This window comes from Lactobacillus apis, from assembly GCF_002837055.1.
GTDB lineage: Bacteria > Bacillota > Bacilli > Lactobacillales > Lactobacillaceae > Lactobacillus > Lactobacillus apis.
Genome location: NZ_PDKP01000001.1, coordinates 633103 through 658424, shown reverse-complemented (window position 1 = coordinate 658424; position 25322 = coordinate 633103). Strand labels below are relative to the sequence as shown.

Here is a 25322-nt window from a genome sequence, read left to right as displayed (position 1 = left end):
AATAATGATTGCACCATCAATTCTAAATATTAATAATTTGAATTTGAAGGATGATATTGCTACTGCTGCTGAAAATGGGATTACGCGTTTTCATATTGATATTATGGACGGCCATTTTGTACCAAATCTGTCATTTGGCCCGCAGCTAGTCAGTGATTTTAAAGCTGAATTTCCTGATTTAGAAGCAGAAGTTCACTTAATGAGTAATAATCCTGATGTTTTGGTACCAGAATTTGCTAAAGCAAAAGCGGATTTGGTTTTACTTCATTATGAAGCAATGACTGAAGATAAGCTGAATCACTGGATCGATTTTTTACATTCAAATGGGATAAAAGCTGGCATTGTTCTTAATCCAGACACACCTGTTTCAGTTTTAGAAAAATTCCAAACTAGAGTAGATCAGGTCTTAATGATGACTGTTTATCCGGGATTTGGTGGACAAAAATTTATTTTGGACTCATGTGAGCGAATTAAAGAAGCGAATGAACTTTTAGCAGGAAGGGTTCCGATTGAGGTTGATGGTGGTATTAACGACCAAACTGCTCAACTAGCTAAGGAAGCTGGAGCTAATATTTTTGTTGCGGGGTCGTATTTATTCTGTCAAGCGAGTATCCGAGTTCAAATCGAAAAATTAGAAAAAGCTGTTGAAAAGTAATGAAGGCAATTGCACTATTAGGCGGTCCAAAGATTTCTTGGCCTATAGATATGAAGGATGAACTAATAAAAGCTCGTGAAGAAGGAACTTTTATTATTGGTGTGGATCGAGGAAGTCTGCTATTGGAAGAGTTAAATTTAACTCCTGATCTTGCGGTAGGTGATTTTGATTCTCTGAGAAAAGAAGAGCTATTGCAGATTAATCAGAGTGTTTCTGATATTCGTTACTCAGTGCCTGAAAAAGACTTAACCGATACCGAACTTGCTTTGCATTATGCTTTTGACGTTTATTGCGTCGACTCACTATCCTTAATTGGTGCAACTGGTGGAAGACTAGATCATTTTTTGACTAATTTATTCATGCTGTTAAAACCTGAGTTTAGACAATATGCTGAAAAGATACAGATAATTGATCAGCAAAATTACATTTCATTTTTAAACCCAGGCAAGCATGTTGTTAAACGTATAGAGAATTACACTTATTTTGGCGTTGCTACATTGAATGAAGTACAGGAACTGAATATCTCAAACGCCAAGTATAATCTTGCTGGCTATTCAAATACTAATCCAGTTTCCCTCAGTTCAAACGAGTTTTTGCATAAGCAGGACACGTTTAATATATCATTTAAGAAGGGGTTAATTGCAATAATCCAATCGCGTGATCTTGACCGTTTTCAAAATATTCAAAAATAAAGAAAAAGCCACTTTCTCAGCTTAAAAGAGAAAGTGGCTTTTTAAGTACAAAAAAAGACCGACAAACTATTTGTCAGTCCATTCATTAGGCACGAGTAACTTTACCAGACTTTAAAGTCTTAGTTGATACCCATACGCGCTTTGGTTTACCATCAACAAGAATACGAACTTTTTGAAGGTTTGGCTTCCACGTACGACGTGATGAATTCAGTGAGTGTGAACGTGTGTTACCAAAAGTGGTCTTTTTACCAGTGATATAATCTTTTGCCATTTGCTAAACCCCCTTTATTTGTGTTTTCATACTTAGTTAAGATAGCATATTCTCTAAATCATTGCAACCTGAAAAGTATTTTTTATAAATGGATTTTTGTATTATTACTTGATTACTATGATAAAATAGATTCATAATATTGAGAACAATGATTCGGAGGATAAACATGGCTGTTAAAATCAAAACAAAAGATGGTTTGATTGATATTTCAAACGGAGTAATTGCAACTGTTGTTGGTAGTGCAGCTACATCCAATTACGGTGTTGTTGGGATGGCATCTAAGAATGCCATTCGTGATGGCTTTGACGGAATTCTTAATCGAGCAAACTATAAACGTGGTGTTGTTGTTAAGTCAGAAGATAATAGTATTACGGTTGATGTTTATATTATTGTGGGCTACGGACTAAAAATTTCTGAAGTTAGCCGCAACGTACAAACTAGCGTTAAATTCAATTTGAAGAATCAACTTGGAATTGATACTAAGGCTGTTAATGTCATCGTTCAAAGTGTTAAAGTGCTTGACGAATAACTCAAGCGGAGGTTATAAATTTTGGTTTTAAAGGAAATAGATAGTAAAAAGTTCAGAGACATGGTCCGTGTGGCAACACACCGACTTGGTCGAAATGCAGAGTTTATTAACTCCTTGAATGTTTTTCCAGTTCCTGATGGTGATACTGGAACAAACATGAATTTAACTATTGAAAGCGGAGCAAAGGCAGTTAGCGAAAACCCAAGTAATAGTGTCGGTGATCTAACCGAGAGCTTAGCTAAAGGGATGCTAATGGGAGCCCGCGGTAACAGTGGGGTTATTTCTTCCCAACTCTTTAGAGGTGTGTACAAAGCTACTCAAGGAATGCAGACTTTAAACGCTCAAGAACTTGCAAATGCCTTTTCTAATGGTGTTGCTACAGCTTATAAGGCTGTGATGAAACCAGTTGAAGGTACAATTTTAACCGTTGCCCGTGTAGCAGCTCAAGAAGGCGCTAATAAGGCCAATGAGACGGACGATGTTGAAGAAGTAATGAAGGCGATTGTCGAAGGTGCCAAAGCAGCTTTGAAGACAACACCTGATTTATTACCTGTTTTAAAACAAGTCGGTGTAGTTGATTCTGGTGGACAGGGCTTGCTCTTTATCTATGAGGGATTTTTGGAAGGTCTTCTTGGCGAAGATTTTGCAGATCGCTACCAACCAGATGAAGGTGAAATGGATGAAATGATTAATGCCATGCACCACCAATCAGTTCAATCACAATTAGCTACTCAAGATATTGACCATGGTTATTGTACAGAAATTATGGTTGATTTGACTGCTGATATACCTGATAAAAAGCCATTTAACCTTGAAGAATTTAGAGATCATTTATCTAAATTAGGTGATTCGCTTTTAGCTGTTTCTGATGATGAAGTAGCTAAAGTTCATATTCATACTGAGCACCCAGGTGCAATTTTTGAATATGGTAGCCAATTTGGGCAATTAGGTAAAATCAAAATTGATAACATGCGTATTCAACACGAGACGATTGTTAACAATAGCGAAGAACAGCAAGAAAGTGTTGACTTTGCTGTAATCGCAGTTGCTTCTGGTAACGGTATTCGTAAGCTGTTTGAAAGTGAAGGGGTAAACCGGATTATTTCTGGTGGACAAACAATGAATCCCTCTACTCAAGACATTATCGATGCGATTAAGAAATCAGGAGCCAAGAAGGCAATCGTTTTACCTAACAATGGCAACATCGTAATGGCAGCAAAACAAGCAGCAGAAGTTAGCGATATTCCAGTTGGAATTGTACCTACTAAGACAATTTCGCAAGGACTAACTGCAATGCTGTCTTTTGATGCAGATGATACATTGGAAAACAACGTTGATAATATGACTGATTCACTTGAAGATGTCGTTTCAGGAGAAGTTACTAAAGCTAACCGTGATACAACAATCAATGGTATTGAAATCCATGAAAATGATTTTTTAGGTATTATTGATGGTGATATTCAAGTTGCTGAAAAAGATCTAGTTCAATCTACCGTTGATATGGTTGAAAAAATGCTTGATGAGGATTCAGAAATTATTACTGTGATGTTTGGTCGTGATTCTAACAAAGAAGAGGCCAATCAAGTTGTTTCTGCGCTAGAAGAAAAGCACGATGATCTTGAATTTGAAGTGCACAATGGTGGGCAACCAGTTTATAATTTCTTGATTTCAGTAGAGTAAAATGGATGCAAACAAACTATTTGCTCCTGTGACCAATTTGAAAGGCGTAGGAACAAAAACTGCTGCTGCTCTTGGTAGCTTAGGAATATATAGCATATATGACTTGTTATTTTATTTTCCATTTCGCTACGATGAATTGCAGACGATACCACTTGAGCAGATCATGGATGGTCAAAAGGTAATGCTAAAAGGGATTGTTGCGACTGACGCCTTTGTTAGCAGGTTTGGTTACAAAAAAAGTAGACTTAGTTTCAAAATGAGAATTGACCATGATGTAATCTTGGTCAATTTTTTTAATCAGCCATGGCTAAAAGAGAAAATTGAAGTTGGAAAAGAAGTAGCAGTTTATGGCAAGTACAACCTTGCAAGGCAAAGTTTGGCTGGCTTTAAATTTGTTGCTGCAAAGGAAAATGACAGCGGAATGGCTCCGATATATTCGGTTAACCATCATATTAGGCAAAAGAAGCTCGTTGAGTTGATAGATTTAGCTTTGGAGGATTTTTTGCCAGACGTAATGGATATCGTTCCCGAACCAATTCGTCAAAAGTATCGCTTACTTCCCGAGCAACAAATAATTTTGCAAATGCATCATCCAAAAAATGGCCGTGAAGCAGAATTAGCGAAAAGAAGCGCAATTTTCCGCGAATTTTTTATTTTCCAAACAGAACTTGCTGAATTAACTAGACATAATTCTAAAAATACTGGAATAGCAAAAAAGTATGATTTGGAAGAAATCAATGAACTGACCAAAGCATTGCCATTTGATCTTTCAGATGATCAAAAAAGGGTTATAAATGAAATCTTTGCTGATTTGCATTCTACTAAGCAAATGAATCGCTTGCTGCAAGGGGATGTTGGTTCAGGTAAAACGATTGTTGCAATTTATGCGATGTATGCGGCTGTTACTGCTGGCTTTCAAGCAGTTTTAATGGTGCCAACAGAAATCTTGGCTACGCAGCATTTTAAGAAGATAGATGATTTTTTGCGGCCGTTTGGCGTTAGGACAGCACTTTTAACTGGAACTACTAAGACACTCGAGCGTCGAGAAATATATCGTGAATTGACTGATGGCACTATCAATGTTGTTGTTGGAACTCATGCATTAATTCAACCAAGTGTTATTTTTAAAAGCCTAGGACTCGTAATTATTGATGAGCAACACCGCTTTGGAGTTGGACAACGTCAAGCTTTGATTAATAAGGGTAATGCACCTGATACTTTGGCAATGACTGCAACTCCAATTCCAAGAACCCTAGCCTTAACAGTTTATGGCGAAACTTCTGTTTCAGAAATTCGCCATCTTCCGGCGGGCCGAAAGCAAATTAAGTCCTTTTGGAAGACTGGCAACCAGATGAGTGATGTTTATCGTCTAATGCGCGAGCAGCTGGGACAACATTTTCAGATTTATGCTGTTACTCCATTGATTACAGAATCTGAAGCGCTTGATTTAAAAAATGCAGAGGAACTTTTTGAAAAGTTAAGTCATGATTTTCCTGATCAACGTGTTGAACTTCTTCACGGCCAAATGCCGGGAGCAAAAAAAGAAGAAATTATGTCAGAGTTTGCAGCTGGTGAGATTAACATTTTAGTTACTACTAGTGTGATTGAAGTTGGAGTCGATGTCGCCAATGCAAATTTAATGATTATCTACAATGCCGATCGTTTTGGAATTAGTCAGTTGCACCAACTTCGTGGCCGAATTGGACGTGGAAAAACGCAAAGCTATTGTGTCTTTTTAGCAGATCCAAAAACGGAAGCCGGGAAGGCGCGAATGAAAATAATTGCATCAACAACCGATGGCTTTAAACTGGCCGAAGAAGACTTAAAGCTTCGTGGTGAAGGTGATCTTTTCGGGCGTGCACAATCTGGGTTGCCAGAATTTCAGGTAGGAAATGTGGTCAACAACTACGAAACAATGGTTGTGGCTCAACAAGTAGCCAACAATATAGTTGAAAAAGATCCAGAATTATCTGATAGTGAGCACAAAAATTTAAAACAAGTGATAGAATATAAAAAATTACAGCAAGAACGTACTTAGAAAAGATTGTGGAAATAAATGAGAACAATTGCAATTGATGCAATGGGTGGCGAAAATGCGCCAGAAGCCATTGTCCAAGCCGTTTTGCAGGCAAAAACAGAATTAAAAGAAACCAAATTTATTTTATTTGGTGACCAAGCAAAAATTAAAAAACTGGTCGGTTCCGATACTGACCAAATAGAGATAGTTGGTACAACAGAAGTTATTAATGATGAGGATGAACCTGTTAAAGCAATCAGGACAAAGAAAGATTCTTCTTTGGTTGTCGCAGCGCAGTATGTTAAGCAGGGAAAAGCGGACGCACTTTTATCATTAGGAAATTCTGGTTCAATTCTGGCTAGTGGTATTTTTATTATTGGTCGGATTAAGGGGATTGCTCGTCCAGGATTTATGCCAACTTTACCTGTTAAAAATTCAGACGATGGTTTTAACATGATTGATGTTGGTGCAAATGCCAAGACCAAACCTGAGTACATCCTTAATTGGGCTAAAATGGCATCATATTATGCTGAAAAAGTCCGCGGTATTGGAAATCCACGCGTTGCCCTTCTTAACAATGGGTCTGAAAGTGATAAGGGTGACGATGTTCATCAAGAAGCTTATCAATTATTACTTGATAGTGAATTAAACTTCATTGGTAATATTGAAGGAAATGAACTTTTAGAGGGTAAAGCCGATGTTGTGGCGACAGATGGTTTTACAGGTAATGCCGTCTTAAAGAATATTGAGGGAACGTCTTCCGTTCTAATTCATTTATTAAAAGACAATTTGCTAAATAGTGGTTTTTTGGTTAAAATTGGTGCTTTATTAATAAAAAATGCCTTGAAAGGTTTAGTTTCAAAATTTGACGTTGATAAATACGGTGGAGCAGTTTTGTTAGGCTTGGATGCTCCTGTGGTAAAGACTCATGGACGTTCAGATCAGCGAGCAGTCTATTTTACAATTAAACAGGTCGATAAAATATTAAAAGAAAATATTATTGACCAATTTAGGGCTGAATTTGCTACTGATAAATAAAAAGTAATAAAGGAGAATTGATAATGACTGAAGAAGAAATTTTTACTAAAATAAAGGACATTTTAGCCGATAATTTTGAAGTCTCTAAAGACAAGATTACAAAAGAAACGAATTTTACAACTGATTTAGATGCTGACTCAATTGATTTAGTAGAATTCATTTTACAATTGGAAGATGAATTTGGTGCAGAAATTTCTGATGAAGATGCTGAAAAGATAAAAACAGTTGGCGATGCAGTTAGTTACATTGCTTCACATCAAAATTAATTTCAATAAATTTCAGGTTGATATTTGCATATAGCCATTTTGATGTATATAATTAGAAATTAAATAAATTTATTAAGTATCTTTAATAAACTTGTTGAAAAATTGAGAGGGGAAATGGCCTTTGGAAAAACAAAGTGATCTCTTGCTAGATATCCAGCATCTTCATACTGCTTATCGTTTAAACGGAAAGTTTTACGATGCAGCAGACGATGTTAACATTACTCTGAAGCGAGATGAAATTTTATCAGTCGTTGGTGAATCTGGCTGTGGTAAGAGTACAATAGCCGCAAGTATTATTGGTTTATATGACCATAAAAATACAAAAGTAACTGGAGATATTCTATATAATGAATTAAACCTTGTCGGTTTAAATGAATCTCTATTTGATAAGATTCGTGGAAATAAGATTGGTATGATCTTCCAGGATCCACTAGCCAGTTTAAACCCACTTATGCGTGTAGGCGACCAGGTTGCAGAAACTCTGTACTACCACACCGATATGAATGAAAAAGAACGTCATGAACGCGTTATTGAATTGTTCAATCAAGTTGGTATGCCAAAGCCGGAAGAAACATACTCAATGTATCCCTTCGAACTTTCAGGTGGCTTGCGTCAACGTATCGTGATTGCCATGGCAATTGCCTGCAAACCAGAAGTTATTATTGCTGACGAGCCGACTACAGCCTTGGATGTAACTATTCAAGCACAAATTCTTGATTTACTTGAAGATATTCAAAAGCAATCTCATTCAGGTATTATTTTGATTACGCACGACTTGGGTGTTGTGGCTGAAACAGCTGATGAAGTTGCTGTTATGTATGCTGGTCAAGTAGTTGAAAAAGCAGACGTTAAGACAATTTTCAACAATCCATTACACCCATATACACGTTCATTATTGAACTCAATGCCACAATCTGATGATACAGATGAAGATTTACACGTTATTCATGGAACAGTTCCATCATTGGTAAACATGCCACGAGAAGGGGATCGTTTTGCGGATAGAATTCCGTGGATTCCTGCTAGTGCCCATGAAAAGGAACCTGTCATGCATGAAGTTGAGCCTGGTCACTGGGTAAGATGTACATGTTGGAAGACGTTCCACTTTGATGATTCTGAAGCAAGTGGGGAGTAATTATGGCAAAAGAAATTATTCAAGTAAAAGATTTAAAGGTACACTATCCAATTAGATCTGGTTTTTGGAATCGTATTACTGATTACGTTCGTGCGGTTGATGGTGTTAACATCACTATTAACGAAGGTGAAACATATGGCTTAATTGGTGAGTCAGGTTCCGGTAAGTCAACAACAGGAAAAGCAATTGTTGGTGTTGAACCAGTAACAAGCGGCGAAATTATTTATCATGATGTTGATATTACAAAATCTAAGAATCGTCGTAAGTTAAACTACAACAAAGATGTTCAAATGATCTTTCAGGATTCAATGTCTAGTTTGAATCCTAGAAAGCGAATTGAAGACATTATTGCGGAACCAATTCGTAATTTTGAGAATTTAACTACTGATCAGGAACGTGATCGTGTACAAGAGTTATTGGACATCGTTGGGATGCCAAGTGACTCAATTTATAAGTATCCACATGAATTTTCTGGTGGTCAGAGACAAAGAATTGGTGTTGCACGTGCGGTTGCAACAAATCCAAGGTTGATTGTTGCCGATGAGCCAACAAGTGCTTTGGATTTGTCGGTTCAGGCGCAGGTTTTGAACTTTATGAAGCATATCCAACAGCAATATAACATTGCATATTTGTTTATTTCTCATGACTTGGGTGTTGTTAAGCACATGTCGGAGAACTTGGCTATTATGCACCGTGGTCGTCTAGTAGAAATCGGTAGCCGAGAGGACATTTATAACCACCCAATGCATATCTACACTAAGCGTCTGCTTTCGGCAATTCCTGTTGTTGACGTTGAACACCGTGCAGAAAACAAAAAGCATCGTGAAGAAGTCGAACAAGAATTTCAAAATGACCAAAGTAAGTGGTACGATCAAGAAGGTCGTGTCTTCCCACTGCAACAAGTTTCAGGTAAGCACTGGGTTGCTTTGCCAAAAGATGAACTTGAACGTGAAGAGCTAAAAGAAGAAGGGAGAAATTAATAATGTGGAAAACAGTCTTAAGACGAGTATTAATCATGATTCCTCAGGTGATTATCTTGAGTATTTTGATCTTCTTCTTAGCTAAAATGATGCCTGGAGACCCATTTAGTGGCCAAATTAATCCTAATACTGATCCAAAACAACTTGAGGCTTTAAAACGTGCTGCTGGTTTGTACGATCCGATACCAGTGCAATATGGTCGCTGGGTTGGTAACTTATTTAAAGGTGACTTAGGTACTAGTTATATCCAACATGTTCCAGTAACTTCACTAATTGCTGACCGTGCTGTAAATACTTTTTGGCTCGCGCTGTTAACTACTACCATAAGTTATGGAATCTCAATTCCTTTGGGCATTACCGCTGGTCGTCACCAAGACGAATGGCAAGATCAAGCAGTTCAAATTTTTAACTATGTAACTTTTGCGGTACCACCATTTGTCTTCTACATCTTAGGAATTTGGCTATTTGGTTTTACTTTAGGTTGGTTCCCAATCTCAGGTTCTGTGTCACCTAATGCTTCTGGTTTCTGGGGTACTTTAGGTAGTCAAATCTATCACATTATTTTACCTGCTTGCTTGGTTGCCTTAATTACAACCACTTCAATTGTACAGTATTTAAGAACTGGTATTGTTGATAATAAGGTTGAAGATTACGTTCGTACAGCCCATAGTAAGGGTGTTCCAGAAAATGTTGTTTTCCGTAAGCACATTTTACGTAACTCACTTTTACCAATTGCCTCTTCATTTGGTACAACAATTACTGGATTATTAAGTGGGTCAATGATTGTTGAGTCAGTCTTCAGTTATCCAGGAATGGGTAAATTGTTCCTTGACTCAATTGGTCAACGTGATTACACAACCTTAACAGCATTAATTTTAATCTTTGGTATTCTTACTTTACTCGGTAATTTATTATCAGATATTATTATGAGTATAGTTGACCCACGAATCAGAATTAAGTAAGGAGGAAAAGAAATGTCTGAAAAGAAAGAAAACACTTCAACCGAAGAAGTTAACAAGAAAAAAGTTTCTGCTCCTGCTTCAAGCATTAAAGTGATTGCGCGAGAAATTTTTAAAGACAAAGTTGCTTTAACTGCATTTATTGTTATAATTGCAATTTTACTATTTACCTTTGGTGGTTCACTTTTCTTGAACGCCGAAAAGGTTACTGAAACTAACATTATTGATGCCTACTATGGTTGGGGAACCAATGGACACTTATTAGGTACTGACGACGGTGGTCGTGATATTGTAAAACTATTGATTATGGGTGGACGTAACTCAATTCTTATTGGTATGGGTGTTACTGCTATCTGTGAAGTTGTCGGTTTGGTTGTCGGACTAGTTTCAGGTTATTATGGTGGTTACATTGATGCAATTATCATGAGAATTGTTGATTTTATCCAAGTTTTACCTGTAATGCCAATCGAAATTGTTTTGGTAACAGTTATTCCTCACTATAGCCCGTTGAGTTTGGTTTGGATAATTTCAATGTTTGGTTGGACTGGAACGGCAAGGTATTTCAGGGCCTTCATTCTTTCTCAACGAGGTCGTGATTATGTGTTAGCTTCAAAGACTTCTGGCTCGTCTGATTTCAAGATTATGTTCCGTGAAGTGCTACCTAACATTACCTCAATGATTATCATTGATGTTGTTATTGCAATTGCAAGTAACATTGGTGTTGAAACAACTCTTTCATTCATCGATTACGGTTTACCATCTTCTGTGCCTTCACTCGGTACATTAATTGGCTTTGCAAATGACCCAGTTAATGTTGTTAGTCGGCCTTGGTTGTGGCTTCCAGCAACGGTTATGCTGTTAGCTATTTCACTTAGTATTAACTATGTAGGTCGAGCATTACAACGTGCAGGTGATGCAAGACAACGTGAAAACTAAAAATAAAAAGACTTGTGAGAGCAAGTCTTTTTTGTTACAGTGAAAAAGAGTAGGAAGTGGTCACATTTAAAACTAGCGGTAAATATGTTAAAATTATTACATTAGCTTATTCCAAGAACATACGGGAATTTATTATTCATTGATTAGATAGGAGTTTTTAAATAATTATGAATAAGTCAAAAATTCTTCGTTCCATAGGTTTAGTGTCTGCTGCGGCTTTGACACTAGTAGCCTGTGGTAAAAGTAATAATACTGCTAATGATGAAAATGCTAAGACGGCAAGTAAATTTCCTCAAGCAGTGCCAGAAAAAGAGGCTAAGCAAGGTGGTACTTTAAAGTACGCTATTAAAACAGATACACCATTTACTGGTATTTTTTCAGATGAATTATCGACTACTGCAATTGATAGTTCAGTAGCTGAACCTGGTGAGGAATCATTATTTGATACTGACGACAGCTACAAAATCACTAATAAAGGTCCAGCAACTTTTAAACTAGACCGAAAAGCTAAAACAATTACAATTACAGTGAAAAAGGGTGTGAAGTGGTCTGATGGTAAGCAAGTAAATGCTAAGGACCTCGAATACCCATATGAAATCTTAGCAAACAAGAAAACAAAGGCACAAAGATATAGCAGTCAATTTGAAGAAATTGTTGGTATGAAAGAGTACCATGATGGAAAAGCCAAAACAATTTCAGGAATTGAAATGCCAGACGGTGAGTCAGGTAGAACTATTGTTTTGCACTTCAAAGAAATGAAACCAGGGATGCTTTACAGTGGTAATGGTTACTTCTGGGAATCAGCAGCGCCATACCACTATTTGAAGGATATTCCTTTTGATAAATTACAATCATCTGATCAAATCAGAAAGAAGCCGATGTTCTTTGGTCCGTTTAAAGTTCAAAAAATTGTCCGTGGACAATCAGTTACTTGGGTTCCTAATAAGTACTATTGGCGTGGTGAACCAAAACTAGCAAAAATCGTTTCACAAGTAGTTTCCGATAACTCAATTTCGCAAAGTATTAAAAGTAATAAATTTGATGTTACAGAAGTAGTTAATTCACAATGGAATGAAGTTAAGGATACTAAAAATGTTAACTTTGTAGCGCAAATCCCTCTTAGCTACCACTACTTAGGCTTTAAAGTAGGTAAATGGGACGATAAGCAAGGCAAGAATGTTACTAATCCTAAAGCAAAGATGAATAACAAGGTATTGCGTCAAGCTATGGGCTATGCAATGAATGTTTCATCTGTTGATCAACATTATACTTCTGGTTTAAGCTTCCGCATCCCAACTCTAATCCCTGCTCAATTTGGTGATTACTACGATAAAAGTGCCAAAGGTTATGATTATAACTTGAAAAAGGCAAATCAGCTACTTGATAAGGCTGGCTATAAGAAGAAAGGTAAATGGCGTGTTCAACCTAACGGTAAGCCATTAACCATTAACTTCTTGGCAATGACCGGTAGTTCTGTTCAAGAGCCAACCGTTCAAAACTATATTCAACAATGGCAAAAAGTTGGCCTGAATGTAAAGCTTGTCGGTGGCCGTTTGAGTGAATTTAATTCATTCTATGATAAGATTCAAAACGACAACCCTCAAGTTGATGTGTTCATGGCTGGCTGGAGTTTAGCAAGTGAGCCATCGCCAGCAGCGCTTTATGGTGAAACTTCTCCAATGAACTACACTAGATTTGTTACGCCAAAGAACAATAAACTATTGAAAGAAATTGATTCGCAAAAATCATTCAATCATAGCTACCGTGTAGATAAGTTCCATGAATGGCAAGATTACATGAATGACGAGGCTTACGTAATTCCTCTAGATAACTCATACAAAGTAATAGCTGTTAATAAGAAGATAACTGGCTACTCAACAAATCCATCTGAAAATTCAAATGGACACCAATTATGGTATAAAGTTGGCTTTACTAAATAACTAAGTTTATGGCAACACCTCAAGATATTATCTTGGGGTGTTTTTATTTGCTATTTTATTTTTTTAAAATTAACTGTTATCATTATAAAAAAATTAAAATAATATTAATAAAAGTAATTGACACGTTTAATTTATTCATATAATATTAACAAAACGATTTTTATTCTGAATTTAAAGGAGTACTTTTATGAAAAGAGCAAAACTAGCTGGATCGGCAGGAATGTTGAGCCTTGCTGCGTTGACTTTGGTAGCATGTGGTAAAAACAATAATGCGGATAACACTGATAATGCAAAAACAGCAAGTCGTTTTCCTATTGCAATGCCCAAAAAGGAAGCTAAACAAGGCGGCACTGTACGGGTGGCATTGGAAACAGATACTCCGTTCACAGGGATTTTTTTAGATGAACTGTCTGTCACTAGTTTTGATGCTCAAGTTGCTTCTCCAGGTGAGGAATCATTATTTGCAACTGATGACTACTACAAGATAACTGATGACGGTCCTGCTACAATGAAATTGGACAAAAATAAAAAGACCATCACCATTACAATCAAAAAGGGTGTTAAGTGGTCAGATGGTAAGCAAGTAACCGCTAAGGACATGGAATATTCATATGAGATTTTAGGGAATGCAAAAACTAAGGCACAACGATATTCAACCAAATTAGAGGCTCTTAAAGGGCTGAAAGAATACCATGAGGGAAAAGCTAAAACAATCTCCGGAATCGAATTACCAGATGGTGAAAACGGTAGAACAATGGTTTTACACTTCGATTCCATCAAGCCCGGCATGGCGTATAGTGGAAATGATTATTATTGGGAAGGCGCTGCACCGTATCATTATTTGAAAAATGTTCCTTTTGACAAACTTGAATCTTCAGATTAGGTCAGAAAAAAGCCACTTTACTTTGGACCATTTAAATTGGCTAAATTAGTCCGCGGACAATCAGCTACTTGGGTGCCTAATGAGTATTACTGGCGTGGCAAACCAAAGTTATCTAAGATTGTTTATCAGGTAGTTTCACCTAATTCTGCTTCACAAGCTATTAAGGCGCATAAGTTTGAAGTTGCGCAAGTTGTTAACGCACAATGGAAGCAAGTAAAGGATACTAAAGGCGTTAAATTTATTGCACAAATACCGTTAGCATATAACTATTTAGGTTTTAAAGTCGGTAAGTGGGATGCCAAAAAAGGCAGAAACGTTATGAATCCTAATAGTAAAATGAATAATAAGTCTTTGCGTCAGGCTATTGCTTACTCAATGAATATTGCTCAAGTTACCAAGCATTATACAAATGGTTTGAGCTTCCAAGTGCCAACGCTGATACCGAAACAATTTGGTGATTATTATAATAAAGATGCAAAAGGCTACCACTATGACCTGAAGAAAGCCAATGAACTTTTAGATAAGGCTGGCTATAAGAAGAAAGGTAAGTGGAGAACTCAACCAAACGGTAAGCCTTTAAAGATTAACCTTTTAGCAATGTCAGGATCAGTAACACAAGAGCCAATCGTTCAAAACTACCTACAACAATGGCATAAAGTCGGCTTAAATGTACAGCTTGTTGGAGGAAGATTAACTGAATTCAATTCATTTTATGATAAAGTACAACATGATGATTCCGCTGTAGATATGTTTATGGCTGGTTGGGGTTTGTCGAGTGAGCCTTCACCAAATGGATTATACAGTGAAGGTGGACCAGCGAACTATACTAGGTTTGTTACCCCAGAAAATAATAAATTAATTGATGAGATTGATTCACAAAAAGCTTTTGACCGTAAGTATCGTGTTCAAAAATTCCGTGAATGGCAACAGTACATGAATGATGAAGCATATGTTGTTCCAATGTTTAACTCGTACAAGATTTTTGCTATTGATGATAAAATCACTGGTTACTCGCTTAAACCAACTGAAAATAGTAATGGACATCCATTATGGTACAAAGTTGGTTATGTGAAATAAAAAAATTATTAAGCTCTCTTAGGGAGAGTTTTTTTGTTATATTTAACAGCATGAACTATTTATTAAATTCATAATCTACTGAACTATTGTTTTTTACAAATTTGGCAGATTAATAAGGAAAAAGTGTAGGTAAGATAAATGAAGAAAATCAAAACTTTAAGCTCAATTGCCCTGCTCAGTGCTGCTACGCTTGTTTTGTCAGCTTGTGGTAATAAAGCTGAAAATACTGATGATTCAAAAAAGGCTAGTAAATTTCCTTCGGAAATGCCCAAAAAAGAGGCTAAACAAGGTGGCACAGTTAAGTATGCAATTGAAACTAATTCACCATTTACTGGAATTTTTGCTAGTGAATTGGCGTTTTCAAAAACTGATATAGATCTAGCTTCTCCAGGGAGCGAAAAATTGTTTGATATTGATGATGATTATCGTATTAACAATAAAGGCCCTGCAGAGTTGAAAATTGATAAAGAAAAAAAGACGGTTACGATCATCATTAAAAAGGGAGTTAAATGGTCTGATGGTAAGCAGGTAACTGCCAAAGATTTGGAATTTCCGTACGAAATTTTGGCCAATAAAGCAACTAAGTCGCAAAGATATACAAGTCAACTTGAGTATATTAAAGGGATGAAAGCATATCACGAAGGCAAGGCGAAGACTATCTCAGGTTTAGAAATGCCGGATGGTGAAAATGGACGAACTCTAACTATTCACTATACAGAGTTGAAGCCAGGCATGTATAACAGTGGTAACGGTTATTTTACTGAAGGGGCCGAACCATATCACTACTTAAAAGATGTCCCATTTAGTAAGTTTGAATCATCTGATAAAATTAGAAAAAAACCAATGTTTTTTGGCCCATATAAATTGGAAAAATTGGTTCGCGGACAGTCTGTTACTTGGGTTCCTAACAAGTATTACTGGCGTGGAAAGCCAAAACTCGATAAGGTTGTTTGCCAGGTTGTTTCGACTAATTCAGCTTCACAATCAATTAAAAGTCATAAGTTTGATGTTGCTAACGTAATTAATGACCAATGGAAACAGGTAAAAGACGCTAAAGGAACCACTTTTATTGCTAATATTCCTTTAGCATACCGTTACATCGGCTTTAGAGTTGGAAAATGGGATGCCAAAACAGGTAAAAATGTGATGGATCCTAAGAGCAAAATGAATAATAAGGCTTTACGGCAAGCAATTGCTTACGCAATGAATATTGAAGACGTTAATAAGAAATATAATAGTGGCTTAACATTTCAAATTCCGACGCTGATTTTAGCACAGTATGGCGATTATTTTGACAAAGATGTTAAAGGCTTTTCTTACAACTTAAAAAAGGCCAATCAAATTTTGGATAAAGCTGGATATAAAAAGAAAGGAAAATGGCGTGTTCAACCAAATGGCAAGCCGCTTAAAATAACTTTTTTAGTGCAGCAAGGTAATGACACTCAAGAACCAATTTACCAAAATTATTTGCAGCAATGGCATAAAATTGGTCTTAACATTAACTTGTATAACGGAAGGCTAATTGAATTTAACTCATATGCTGATAAGGTCCAGCATGATGCACCTGGAATTGATATGTTTACTGGGGGATGGAGTCTAACCAGCATTTCAAGTGAACCATCACCAGCATACCTTTATAGTGAAGGGGCACCTTTCAATTTTGCTCGTTTTGTCACTCCAGAAAACACAAAATTACTCAATGCAATTGATTCACAAAAAGCATTTGACCACAAATACAGAGTTGAAAAATTCCATGAGTGGCAAGAATATATGAATAAAGAAGCTTATGTAGTTCCAGTTAACAATTCGTATGAAATTACTGCTGTTAATAAGAAGCTGACAGGGTACACATTAAAACCTTCACATTCTAATTCAATTTGGTATGAAGTTGCATACGCTAAATAAGCAAAAAACTCGAGTAAAACTCGAGTTTTTTATTGTTTTTGAAAAAGAATAATATAAAAAGCTTAACTTTTAATTAATTAAATTATTGCAATTATCATTTTTAATGCTAAGATAAAATTATTAACTTGTTTCGAGAGCTCAGTTAAATTCTTATTTATTTAAGAAGGAGAATCTCGCTTATGAAAAAGAGTAAGTTTTTAAGTTCGTTAGGAGTTGTTACTGCTGCAGCCCTAACACTGGTTGCATGTGGTAAAAGTGAAAGTTCAAACAATGAAAGTGCCAAAACAGCAAGTAAGTTTCCAATAGAAACTAAGAGTTCAGCTGTTAAAAAGGGTGGCACTATCAAGGTTGCTGAAGAAACAAATACACCTTTTACAGGTATTTTCAATGAAGAATTGCAAATGAGTCAGCAAGATGCTGATGTTGCAAGTCCAGGTCAAGAATCACTTTTTGATACAGATGATCATTACAAGATTAATGATAAAGGTCCAGCCACTTTAAAACTTGATCGTAGAGCTAAAACAGCTACAATCACGATTAAAAAAGGTGTAAAGTGGTCAGACGGTAAACAAGTAACCGCAAAAGACGTTGAATATGCTTACGAAATTATTGCGAATAAGGCTACTAAGTCACAACGTTATGCATCACAATTCAACATTATCAACGGTATGGAAGAATACCATGAAGGTAAAGCAAAGACCATTTCTGGTATCGAGATGCCTGATGGTGAAGATGGCCGAGTAGTTGTATTGCACTGCAAGGAATTAAAGCCAGGTATGTATTACAGTGGTAACGGCTATATTTGGGAAATGGCTGCACCATATCACTACTTAAAGGACATTCCATTCTCTAAACTTGAAAGTTCAGATGAAGTTAGAAAGAAACCTTTGTACTTTGGTCCTTACAAGGTTCAGAAGATTGTTCGTGGTCAATCTGTAACATGGGTACCAAACAAGTACTACTGGCGTGGCACTCCTAAGTTAGATAAAATTATTTATCAAGTTGTTTCACCTAACTCTGCTTCTCAATCAATCAAGAGTGGCAAGTTCGATGTTACTCGTGTTATCAACAGTCAATGGAAGCAGGTTAAAGATACTAAGGATGTAAACTTTGTAGCACAAATTCCTTTAGGTTATCGTTATCTTGCCTTTAAAGTTGGTAAGTGGGATGCTAAGAAGTCTAAGAATGTCATGAATCCAAATTCTAAGATGCATGACAAGTCACTTCGTCAAGCTATGGCTTATGCAATGAACACAGATGCTGTATACAAGCACTATACAGATGGTCTTAGTTTCCAAATCCCAACTTTAATTCCAGCACCATTTGGTGACTATTTCGATAAGAGCAATAAGGGTTATACATATAACCTTAAGAAAGCTAACCAAATTTTGGATAAAGCTGGATACAAGAAGAAGGGTAAGTGGCGTACAACTCCAGAAGGTAAGCCTTTAACAATTAACTTCATGGCAATGTCTGGTCAAGCAATCAACGAACCAATTGTTCAAAACTTTATCCAACAATGGAATAAGATTGGCTTGAACGTTAAATTGCTTGGTGGTCGTTTAACTGAATTCAACTCATTCTACGATAAGGTTCAACATGATGATCCTAAGGTAGATGTCTTTATGGCTGGTTGGACATTATCAACTGAACCATCACAAGAGCAAATGTTCAGTGAAGGTACAATGTCGAACTACTCACGTTTTGTAACTCCTGAAAACACTAAGTTGATTAAGGAAATGGATTCACAAAAAGCCTTTGATCACAAGTATCGTGTTGACAAGTTCCATGAATGGCAAAAGTATATGAATGATGAAGCCTACGTCATTCCAATGTACAATGAGTATCAAATTGATGCTGTTAACAGCAAGTTAGTTAACTACTCATTGAAGCCTTCTAAGTTAAACAATGGTCACCAATTATGGTACAACGTTGGTTTTGCTAAGTAAAAAATCAAATAAGCTTTAAGCTTAATACATGAAAAGAGTGAAGAAATCTAGGTTTCTTCACTCTTTTTTTGTGATAAATTATTGCCCAAATTCCTTCTATTATAAATAATTGCTAAAATAATAAAAACAAATGAAATAAATATTAATTTTTATATTGATTTTATAATTTTTGATGATATTATTTTATTATTAACTTGTTTCTAATACTCAATTAAAATTTTACGAATTAAGGAGGAACACGCTTTATGAAAAAAGGTAAATTTATCAGTTCCCTAGGTATTGTGTCAACAGCTGCTTTAGCACTAGTTGCTTGTGGTAAGAGCGGTAATGGAGGCAATGAGGGCGCTAAGACGAATAGAAAGTTCCCAATTGAGTCTCCCAATAAGACTGCTAAGCAAGGCGGAACAGTTAAAATAGCGTTAGAATCTGACACACCATTTATTGGAATTTTTAACGAAGAGTTGCAAAATGATCAGCCTAGTGCTGATATATCAAGTCCTGGTCAAGAATCTCTTTTTGATACGGACGACCATTATAAAATTAATGATAAGGGGCCAGCAACTCTAAGACTTAACCGCAAAGCGAAAACTGCTACAATCACAATTAAAAAAGGTGTAAAATGGTCAGACGGTAAACAAGTAACCGCTAAGGATGTTGAATATGCTTATGAAATCATTGCTAATAAGGCCACTAAATCGCAGCGTTATTCCTCTCAATTTAATATCATCAATGGTATAGAAGAATACCATGAGGGCAAAGCCAAGACAATTTCTGGTATTGAAATGCCTGATGGTGAAGATGGTCGAGTAGTTGTAATACACTGCAAGGAATTAAAACCAGGTATGTATTATTCAGGTAATGGATATATCTGGGAAAAAGCTGCACCATATCATTATCTTAAAAATGTACCTTTTTCTAAGCTAACCTCATCTGATCAGCTTAGAAAAAAGCCACTATATTTTGGACCATATGAAGCGCAAAAAGTTGTTCGTGGTCAATCAGTAACTTGGGTGCCTAACAAGTACTATTGGCGTGGTAAACCGAAATTAGACAAAATCGAGTATCAAGTGGTTACTACAAATTCTGCTTCACAATCTATTAAGAGTCATAAATTTGATATTGCGCGGGTTGTGAACAGTCAATGGAAAGAAGTAAAAGACACTAAGGATGTAAATTTTGTTGCCCAAATACCATTAGCCTATTTCTACATGGCGTTTAAGGTCGGGAAGTGGGATGACGCAAAGTCTAAGAATGTAATGGATCCTAAAGCTAAGATGGGTGACAAGTCACTTCGTCAAGCAATGGCATATGCATTAAACACGGATTCTGTATATAGGCACTATACTGACGGCTTAAGTTTCCAAATTCCGACCTTGATTCCTGCTCAATATGGCGATTACTTTGATAAGAGCAACAAGGGCTACACTTTTAATCTTAAGAAGGCTAATCAAATTTTAGATAAAGCTGGTTATAAGAAGAAGGGTAAATGGCGCACAACTCCTGATGGTAAGCCGTTAACAATTAACTTGTTGGCTAAGGCTAAGACACCAATTGACGAGCCGATTATTCAGAACTATATCTTGCAGTGGAAAAAGGTTGGTTTGAATGTTAAGTTAGTAGGAGGTCGTTTAGCAGAGTTCAACTCATTCTATGACAAGGTTATACATGATGATCCAAATGTTGACGTCTTTTTAGGGGGATGGACACTTTCATCTGAACCCTCACAGGCCGAATTGTATAGTGAAGGAACCATGCAGAACTATTCCCGTTTTGTAACACCTGAAAACACTAAATTGCTAGAAGAAATGGACTCTCAGAAAGCCTTTGATCATAAATATCGTGTTCAAAAATTCCATGAATGGCAAAAATATATGACTGATGAAGCATATGTTGTTCCAACATACAACGTGTACCAGATTGATGCTGTTAACAGTAAGCTGACTGGATATTCATATAAGCCATCTAAGATGAATAACGACCATCCATTGTGGTATCGAGTAGCTTTTACTAAGTAAAAGTATCTTGCTTAAGGTAGATAGGCCAAATATTTATAGAAAACTATTACATGAATTTGATGTAATAGTTTTCTTTTTCATTTTTTAAGGTAAAAACTGGTATAATCTATAAAGAAAAAGGGGCTGAAAAGATGGTCAGTACAAAATTTATTAATCAATTAAAAACCAAATACAAGATTAGCTTTAATAACCCAAAATTATTGGAGGAAGCTTTTACACATTCATCGTATGCCAACGAGCATCCGAACGATGGCGTTCGTGATTATGAAAAGCTGGAATTCTTAGGCGATGCAGTTCTTGAATTAGCCATTTCAGATTATTTGTATCGTAATTTCCCACAACTTAATGAAGGGGAACTAACACGGATGCGGTCAAATATTGTTGATACTGAAGGCTTTGCTAGGTTTGCACAAGAATTTGGCTTTCCAACTGAAATTAATTTGGGTCATGGTGAGGAAAAAGCAGGAGCAAGAGCCAGAAAAACGCTCTTGGAAGATGTTTTTGAAGCATTTAACGGTGCACTTTTTCTTGATCAAGGCATGAATGCAGTTGAACACTTTCTAAGATTGACGGTTTTCCCAGAAATTGATGCCGGTCACTTTGACGCATCGCGGGATTACAAAACAGACTTACAAGAATTTTTACAACAGGACGGACCGGTTAAAATTGAATATCAAGTAATAAAAGAAGTTCAGACACCTTCTAGTTTTACTGTTCAGTTAGTTGTAAATGGGAAAGTGATTTCTCAAGGTAATGGGCATAATAAAAAAGCGGCTGAACAAGAAGCTGCTAAGGTTGCCTTAAACGAACTCAATTAGGAGGATAAGTGTTTGCCATTAACAGAACTTATCATTGATGGTTTTAAATCATTTGCAGAAAAAACAAAAATTGAATTTGACACGGGTATTACTGGAATAGTTGGTCCAAATGGTAGTGGTAAAAGTAATATTACTGAAGCAATACGTTGGGTAATGGGAGAATCAAGTGCTAAGTCACTACGTGGGTCAAATATGAAAGACGTTATTTTTGCCGGTAGTGAATTTCGTAAACCCGCTAATCGCGCTGAAGTTTCAATGATTTTTGATAACAAAAAACGTGAACTTAACTTTGATGATGATCATGTAATTGTTACTAGAAGAATATTGCGTTCCGGTGATAATGAGTACTTAATCAATAAGCGTAGTGTAAGGCAAAAAGATGTCCGTGCTTTATTTTTGGACTCAGGAATTTCTCAAGATAGTCTTGCAATTATTTCGCAGGGGCGAGTAGATCAGATTCTAAATTCTAGACCGGAAGAAAGACGAAGTCTATTTGAGGAAGCTGCTGGAATACTACATTTTAAAAAGCAAAAAGAAGAAGCCAGTGCTCAATTAGACCAAACTACTGAAAATCTAATCAGAATTAACGATTTGGTCAAGGAACTGGAACAACGAATTGAACCGCTACATGAGCAAAGTTCACTTGCTAAGGAATATCAGTTTCAAAAAGATAGCTTAGATGAAGATTTAAAAACCCTATTAGCATTTGAAATTGAAGACTTAGATGAACAAAAAAAGGCAGTTCAAGAAAAAGCTGATCAAAACCAAGTTCTTTTATCAAAGCTTGATAGTGAAGTGAAAGAATCTCAAGCAGCGGTTGCTGCTAAGCGTTCAGAGTACAAAGCAGCAAATGATGAACGCGAACAAATTCAGGAAAAACTACTTGCTTTGACAAAGAAACTTTCTGATTTGAATACTGAATTGCAGGTTGCTGAGCAAAGCAAACAGTATAGTGAAGCAACAAAGAAAGAGTATCAGAAGGAGCTGGCAGATCTAAAAAAGCAGATTGCTGACTTACAAGAAGAATCTGCGGCGCTACTTCAGCAAAAAAAGGAACTGGCTGAAGAACAAGCTCAACTGAAAGATAAAAGAACTAAGCTAACCGAGCAATTGGATGAAAATCCAGAGCAGTTAAATAAGAAATTAGACGATCTAAGAGCTGATTATATTCAACTTTTGCAAGATCAAACCTCTAATAATAATGAAATTGTTTATTTAAATTCAGAACTTAAGCGCACTAGCGATGATAGTGATTACCAGAATGATGATGTAGTTAATCAGCTAGAAAAAGCGGATAGTGAGCTTAAACGACTACGTGAACAAGGAAAAAAATTAAAAGAAAAACATCAAAGAGCTAGAGCCGATGTAAAGCAATTGACTGACAAGCAAGCTAGTCAACAAGCAACTTTAGCTAATTTGCGTCAAGTAGTCAGTGATAATAACCAGCGCTATAGTCAGGTTAATGCTAGGTATGAAGCACTTAAAAACATTAGAAACCGGCATGAAGGCTATTATTATGGTGTAAAAAATGTGCTTAATAACTTAAGTGATTTTCCAGGAGTTATTGGTGCGGTTGGAGAACTAATAACTTTTTCGGCTGAATTTGAAGCGGCAATGACTACTGCTTTAGGCGGAGGAGTTCAAGATCTTGTGACCACTTCTCGCACTAGTGCGCGGGATGCGATTAATCGATTAAAAATGAATCATAGTGGTCGTGCCACTTTTTTACCACTCGATGGTTTAAGAGTAAATGAAATACCTTCCTCAACAGTTAAGATTGTTGAATCTTATGACGGCTATCAAGGGATAGCAAGCCAGCTTGTCAAAAGCTCTACTGAAGAAGATATTAGTGCTGCAATCAATTATTTGTTAGGCAGCACAATTGTGGTTGACACAATCGATAACGCAATGAAAATTAGGCAACGAGTTGCTCGGTATCGTATTGTTACACTCGATGGTGATATTATTTCGCCTGGTGGTTCAATGACAGGAGGAGCGCGAAATCAAAAAAATAATTCCCCGCTTCAGACTGTTTCTGAACTTAACCAATTAAAGAAAACACTTGCTCAACTGAAAGAGCAAATGGCAAAGGATCAAGTGCAGTTTACTGAACTATCTGATTCTAGTGATTCTTTAACTGAAGAAATTACTCAGCTACAAAGCAAGGAACGAGAATATAGCAGAGACTTAGGTGAGGCTGTTCTTTCTTTTCAAAATCAGGAGAAGGAAGTTAATCGCTTAAAGGCTGCCAAACGTTTGCTGGAAGCTCATCAACAAGAACGTGACGAGCAAATTGCAAAGATTAAAGAAAAGATTTCGTCAGCTGAAAAACAAAAAGCTGATTTTGTCAAAAAAATTGACCAACAAAAAGAATTAATTAGCAAGATACAAGATAGAATCAAAAACTTTACCGAGCTTAATCAAAAAGTTCAGGCACAGCTTTCTGAATTAGATCCGCAAATTGCTGTTTATACTAATAAGTTGGAAAACTTAACTAGACAAGAAAATGACAAGGCCGTAAGCTTGAAACAGCATCAAGCTCAGCTCAAGTCTTTATCCGAAAAATTATCTTCCCTCAGTCATAGTGGCGAGCTAGACCAGGCTAAGAAAAAGCAAATGGATGAAGAAATTAAGCAAGGCTCTATTGAAAAAGAAGAATTACAAGCTAGTTTAAATAATCTTAGTTCAAAACTGGGACAATTTGATGCTAAGATTAATCAGCTCGATCAAGTGGCAAGTAGAAACTATGATTTGCGCAAAGATGCAGCAAGTGAACAAGAAGACTTCTCAGTTAAGATTGCTCGTCTAACTAGTCAAATTGATCAACGACTTGACCAATTAAGTAAAGATTATTCTTTGAGTTTTGAAGCTGCTTTGGATCAGGCGCAAAGTCAAAATAGTCAAGAAACCCGTGAACAACTTCAAAAGAGTGTAAAATTACACAAAATGTCACTTGAAGATATTGGGCCAGTTAATTTAAAGTCAATTGAAGAGTATGAGAACGTTAAGCAACGGTACGACTTCCTTAACAATCAACAAAATGACTTAATTAAGGGTCGTGACAATTTGCGCGAATCGATGGCCGAATTGGATCAAGAAGTTAGTTCAAGATTTGAAGCGACATTTACCGCAGTTGCTGAGAGCTTTAGTCAACTGTTTCCAGTAGTTTTTGGCGGCGGTAATGCTAAACTTGTTTTAACTGATCCGGATGATATGTTAACTACTGGAATCGAAATCATGGCAGAGCCACCTGGTAAAAAGTCACAACGTTTAAGTTTACTTTCCGGTGGTGAACGTGCTTTAACTGCGATTACATTATTGTTTGCGATGCTAAAATACAAACCTGTTCCATTCTGCGTTTTGGATGAGGTTGAGGCCGCTCTTGATGATGCTAATGTAACTAGGTTTGCCAACTTTTTGGAAGAATATGATATGCATACTCAGTTCATTGTTATTACGCATAGACGTGGAACGATGGAACGCGCGGATCAGTTATATGGGGTAGTAATGCAGGAATCGGGGGTTTCGCAAGTACTCTCGGTTTCATTGAAAGAACTAAAAGATGAGGTGAATTAAC

18 protein-coding genes and 1 pseudogene are annotated in these 25322 nt (G+C 36.5%); 18 read left to right on the top strand and 1 reads right to left on the bottom strand.

From position 1 onward, the window contains the following. Window position 1 precedes the first annotated feature (1 nt). Both rpe and CRG87_RS03145 read left to right on the top strand, forming a co-directional pair. On the top strand, window positions 2-655 hold the full coding sequence (gene rpe, locus CRG87_RS03150) for a ribulose-phosphate 3-epimerase (RefSeq protein WP_074425151.1): 654 nt from the start codon (window positions 2-4) through the stop codon (window positions 653-655). Next, window positions 655-1347, top strand: a complete 693-nt coding sequence (locus CRG87_RS03145) for a thiamine diphosphokinase (protein WP_074425153.1) — start codon at window positions 655-657, stop codon at window positions 1345-1347. The genes rpe and CRG87_RS03145 overlap by 1 nt, the downstream gene beginning before the upstream one ends. A gap of 85 nt (window positions 1348-1432) precedes the next feature. Here the strand turns inward: CRG87_RS03145 and rpmB are convergent, their stop codons facing one another. Beyond that, a complete protein-coding gene (rpmB, locus tag CRG87_RS03140) occupies window positions 1433-1618 on the bottom strand; it encodes a 50S ribosomal protein L28 (RefSeq protein WP_046307139.1) in 186 nt (61 codons plus the stop codon). A gap of 166 nt (window positions 1619-1784) precedes the next feature. On the opposite strand from rpmB, the gene CRG87_RS03135 reads away from it, so the two are divergent. The 16 genes and pseudogenes from CRG87_RS03135 (at window position 1785) to smc (ending at window position 25321) form a co-directional block, all read left to right on the top strand. Next, the gene (locus CRG87_RS03135; protein ID WP_046307138.1) at window positions 1785-2147 is read left to right on the top strand and encodes an Asp23/Gls24 family envelope stress response protein; all 363 of its coding nucleotides are present in this window, start codon (window positions 1785-1787) and stop codon (window positions 2145-2147) included. A 21-nt stretch (window positions 2148-2168) separates the two neighbouring features. Beyond that, window positions 2169-3827 (top strand): DAK2 domain-containing protein, encoded by a 1659-nt coding sequence (locus CRG87_RS03130; protein WP_074425155.1) that lies wholly within the window; start codon window positions 2169-2171, stop codon window positions 3825-3827. Window position 3828: 1 nt separating this feature from the next. Further along, complete coding sequence (gene recG, locus CRG87_RS03125) at window positions 3829-5865, top strand: ATP-dependent DNA helicase RecG (RefSeq protein ID WP_074425156.1); 2037 nt, start codon at window positions 3829-3831, stop codon at window positions 5863-5865. 18 nt (window positions 5866-5883) lie between these two features. Further along, a complete protein-coding gene (gene plsX, locus CRG87_RS03120) occupies window positions 5884-6882 on the top strand; it encodes a phosphate acyltransferase PlsX (RefSeq protein ID WP_074425158.1) in 999 nt (332 codons plus the stop codon). A gap of 23 nt (window positions 6883-6905) precedes the next feature. Continuing rightward, window positions 6906-7148: an acyl carrier protein gene (gene acpP, locus CRG87_RS03115; protein ID WP_046307130.1), complete on the top strand. Its 243-nt coding sequence runs from the start codon at window positions 6906-6908 to the stop codon at window positions 7146-7148. 121 nt (window positions 7149-7269) lie between these two features. Then, entirely contained in the window at window positions 7270-8283 is a 1014-nt protein-coding gene (locus tag CRG87_RS03110; RefSeq protein ID WP_074425160.1) for an ABC transporter ATP-binding protein, read from the top strand. 2 nt (window positions 8284-8285) lie between these two features. Further along, window positions 8286-9263 (top strand): ATP-binding cassette domain-containing protein, encoded by a 978-nt coding sequence (locus CRG87_RS03105; RefSeq protein ID WP_074425161.1) that lies wholly within the window; start codon window positions 8286-8288, stop codon window positions 9261-9263. Window positions 9264-9265: 2 nt separating this feature from the next. Next, on the top strand, window positions 9266-10225 hold the full coding sequence (opp4B, locus tag CRG87_RS03100; RefSeq protein WP_046307121.1) for an oligopeptide ABC transporter permease: 960 nt from the start codon (window positions 9266-9268) through the stop codon (window positions 10223-10225). Between the two features lie 12 nt (window positions 10226-10237). Beyond that, on the top strand, window positions 10238-11158 hold the full coding sequence (locus CRG87_RS03095) for an ABC transporter permease (RefSeq protein WP_074425163.1): 921 nt from the start codon (window positions 10238-10240) through the stop codon (window positions 11156-11158). A gap of 167 nt (window positions 11159-11325) precedes the next feature. After that, window positions 11326-13098 carry an oligopeptide ABC transporter substrate-binding protein gene (locus CRG87_RS03090; RefSeq protein WP_074425165.1) on the top strand — a complete coding sequence of 591 codons (1773 nt, stop codon included), beginning with the start codon at window positions 11326-11328 and terminating at the stop codon, window positions 13096-13098. 187 nt (window positions 13099-13285) lie between these two features. Next, a pseudogene (locus CRG87_RS03085) lies at window positions 13286-15058 on the top strand (oligopeptide ABC transporter substrate-binding protein). Window positions 15059-15196: 138 nt separating this feature from the next. Continuing rightward, window positions 15197-16963 carry an oligopeptide ABC transporter substrate-binding protein gene (locus CRG87_RS03080; protein WP_074425167.1) on the top strand — a complete coding sequence of 589 codons (1767 nt, stop codon included), beginning with the start codon at window positions 15197-15199 and terminating at the stop codon, window positions 16961-16963. A 179-nt stretch (window positions 16964-17142) separates the two neighbouring features. After that, window positions 17143-18912, top strand: a complete 1770-nt coding sequence (locus CRG87_RS03075) for an oligopeptide ABC transporter substrate-binding protein (protein WP_074425169.1) — start codon at window positions 17143-17145, stop codon at window positions 18910-18912. Window positions 18913-19157: 245 nt separating this feature from the next. Beyond that, the gene (locus tag CRG87_RS03070; RefSeq protein WP_074425171.1) at window positions 19158-20927 is read left to right on the top strand and encodes an oligopeptide ABC transporter substrate-binding protein; all 1770 of its coding nucleotides are present in this window, start codon (window positions 19158-19160) and stop codon (window positions 20925-20927) included. 131 nt (window positions 20928-21058) lie between these two features. Then, on the top strand, window positions 21059-21745 hold the full coding sequence (rnc, locus tag CRG87_RS03065; protein WP_074425173.1) for a ribonuclease III: 687 nt from the start codon (window positions 21059-21061) through the stop codon (window positions 21743-21745). 12 nt (window positions 21746-21757) lie between these two features. Further along, on the top strand, window positions 21758-25321 hold the full coding sequence (gene smc / locus CRG87_RS03060; protein ID WP_074425175.1) for a chromosome segregation protein SMC: 3564 nt from the start codon (window positions 21758-21760) through the stop codon (window positions 25319-25321). Window position 25322: the final 1 nt, after the last annotated feature.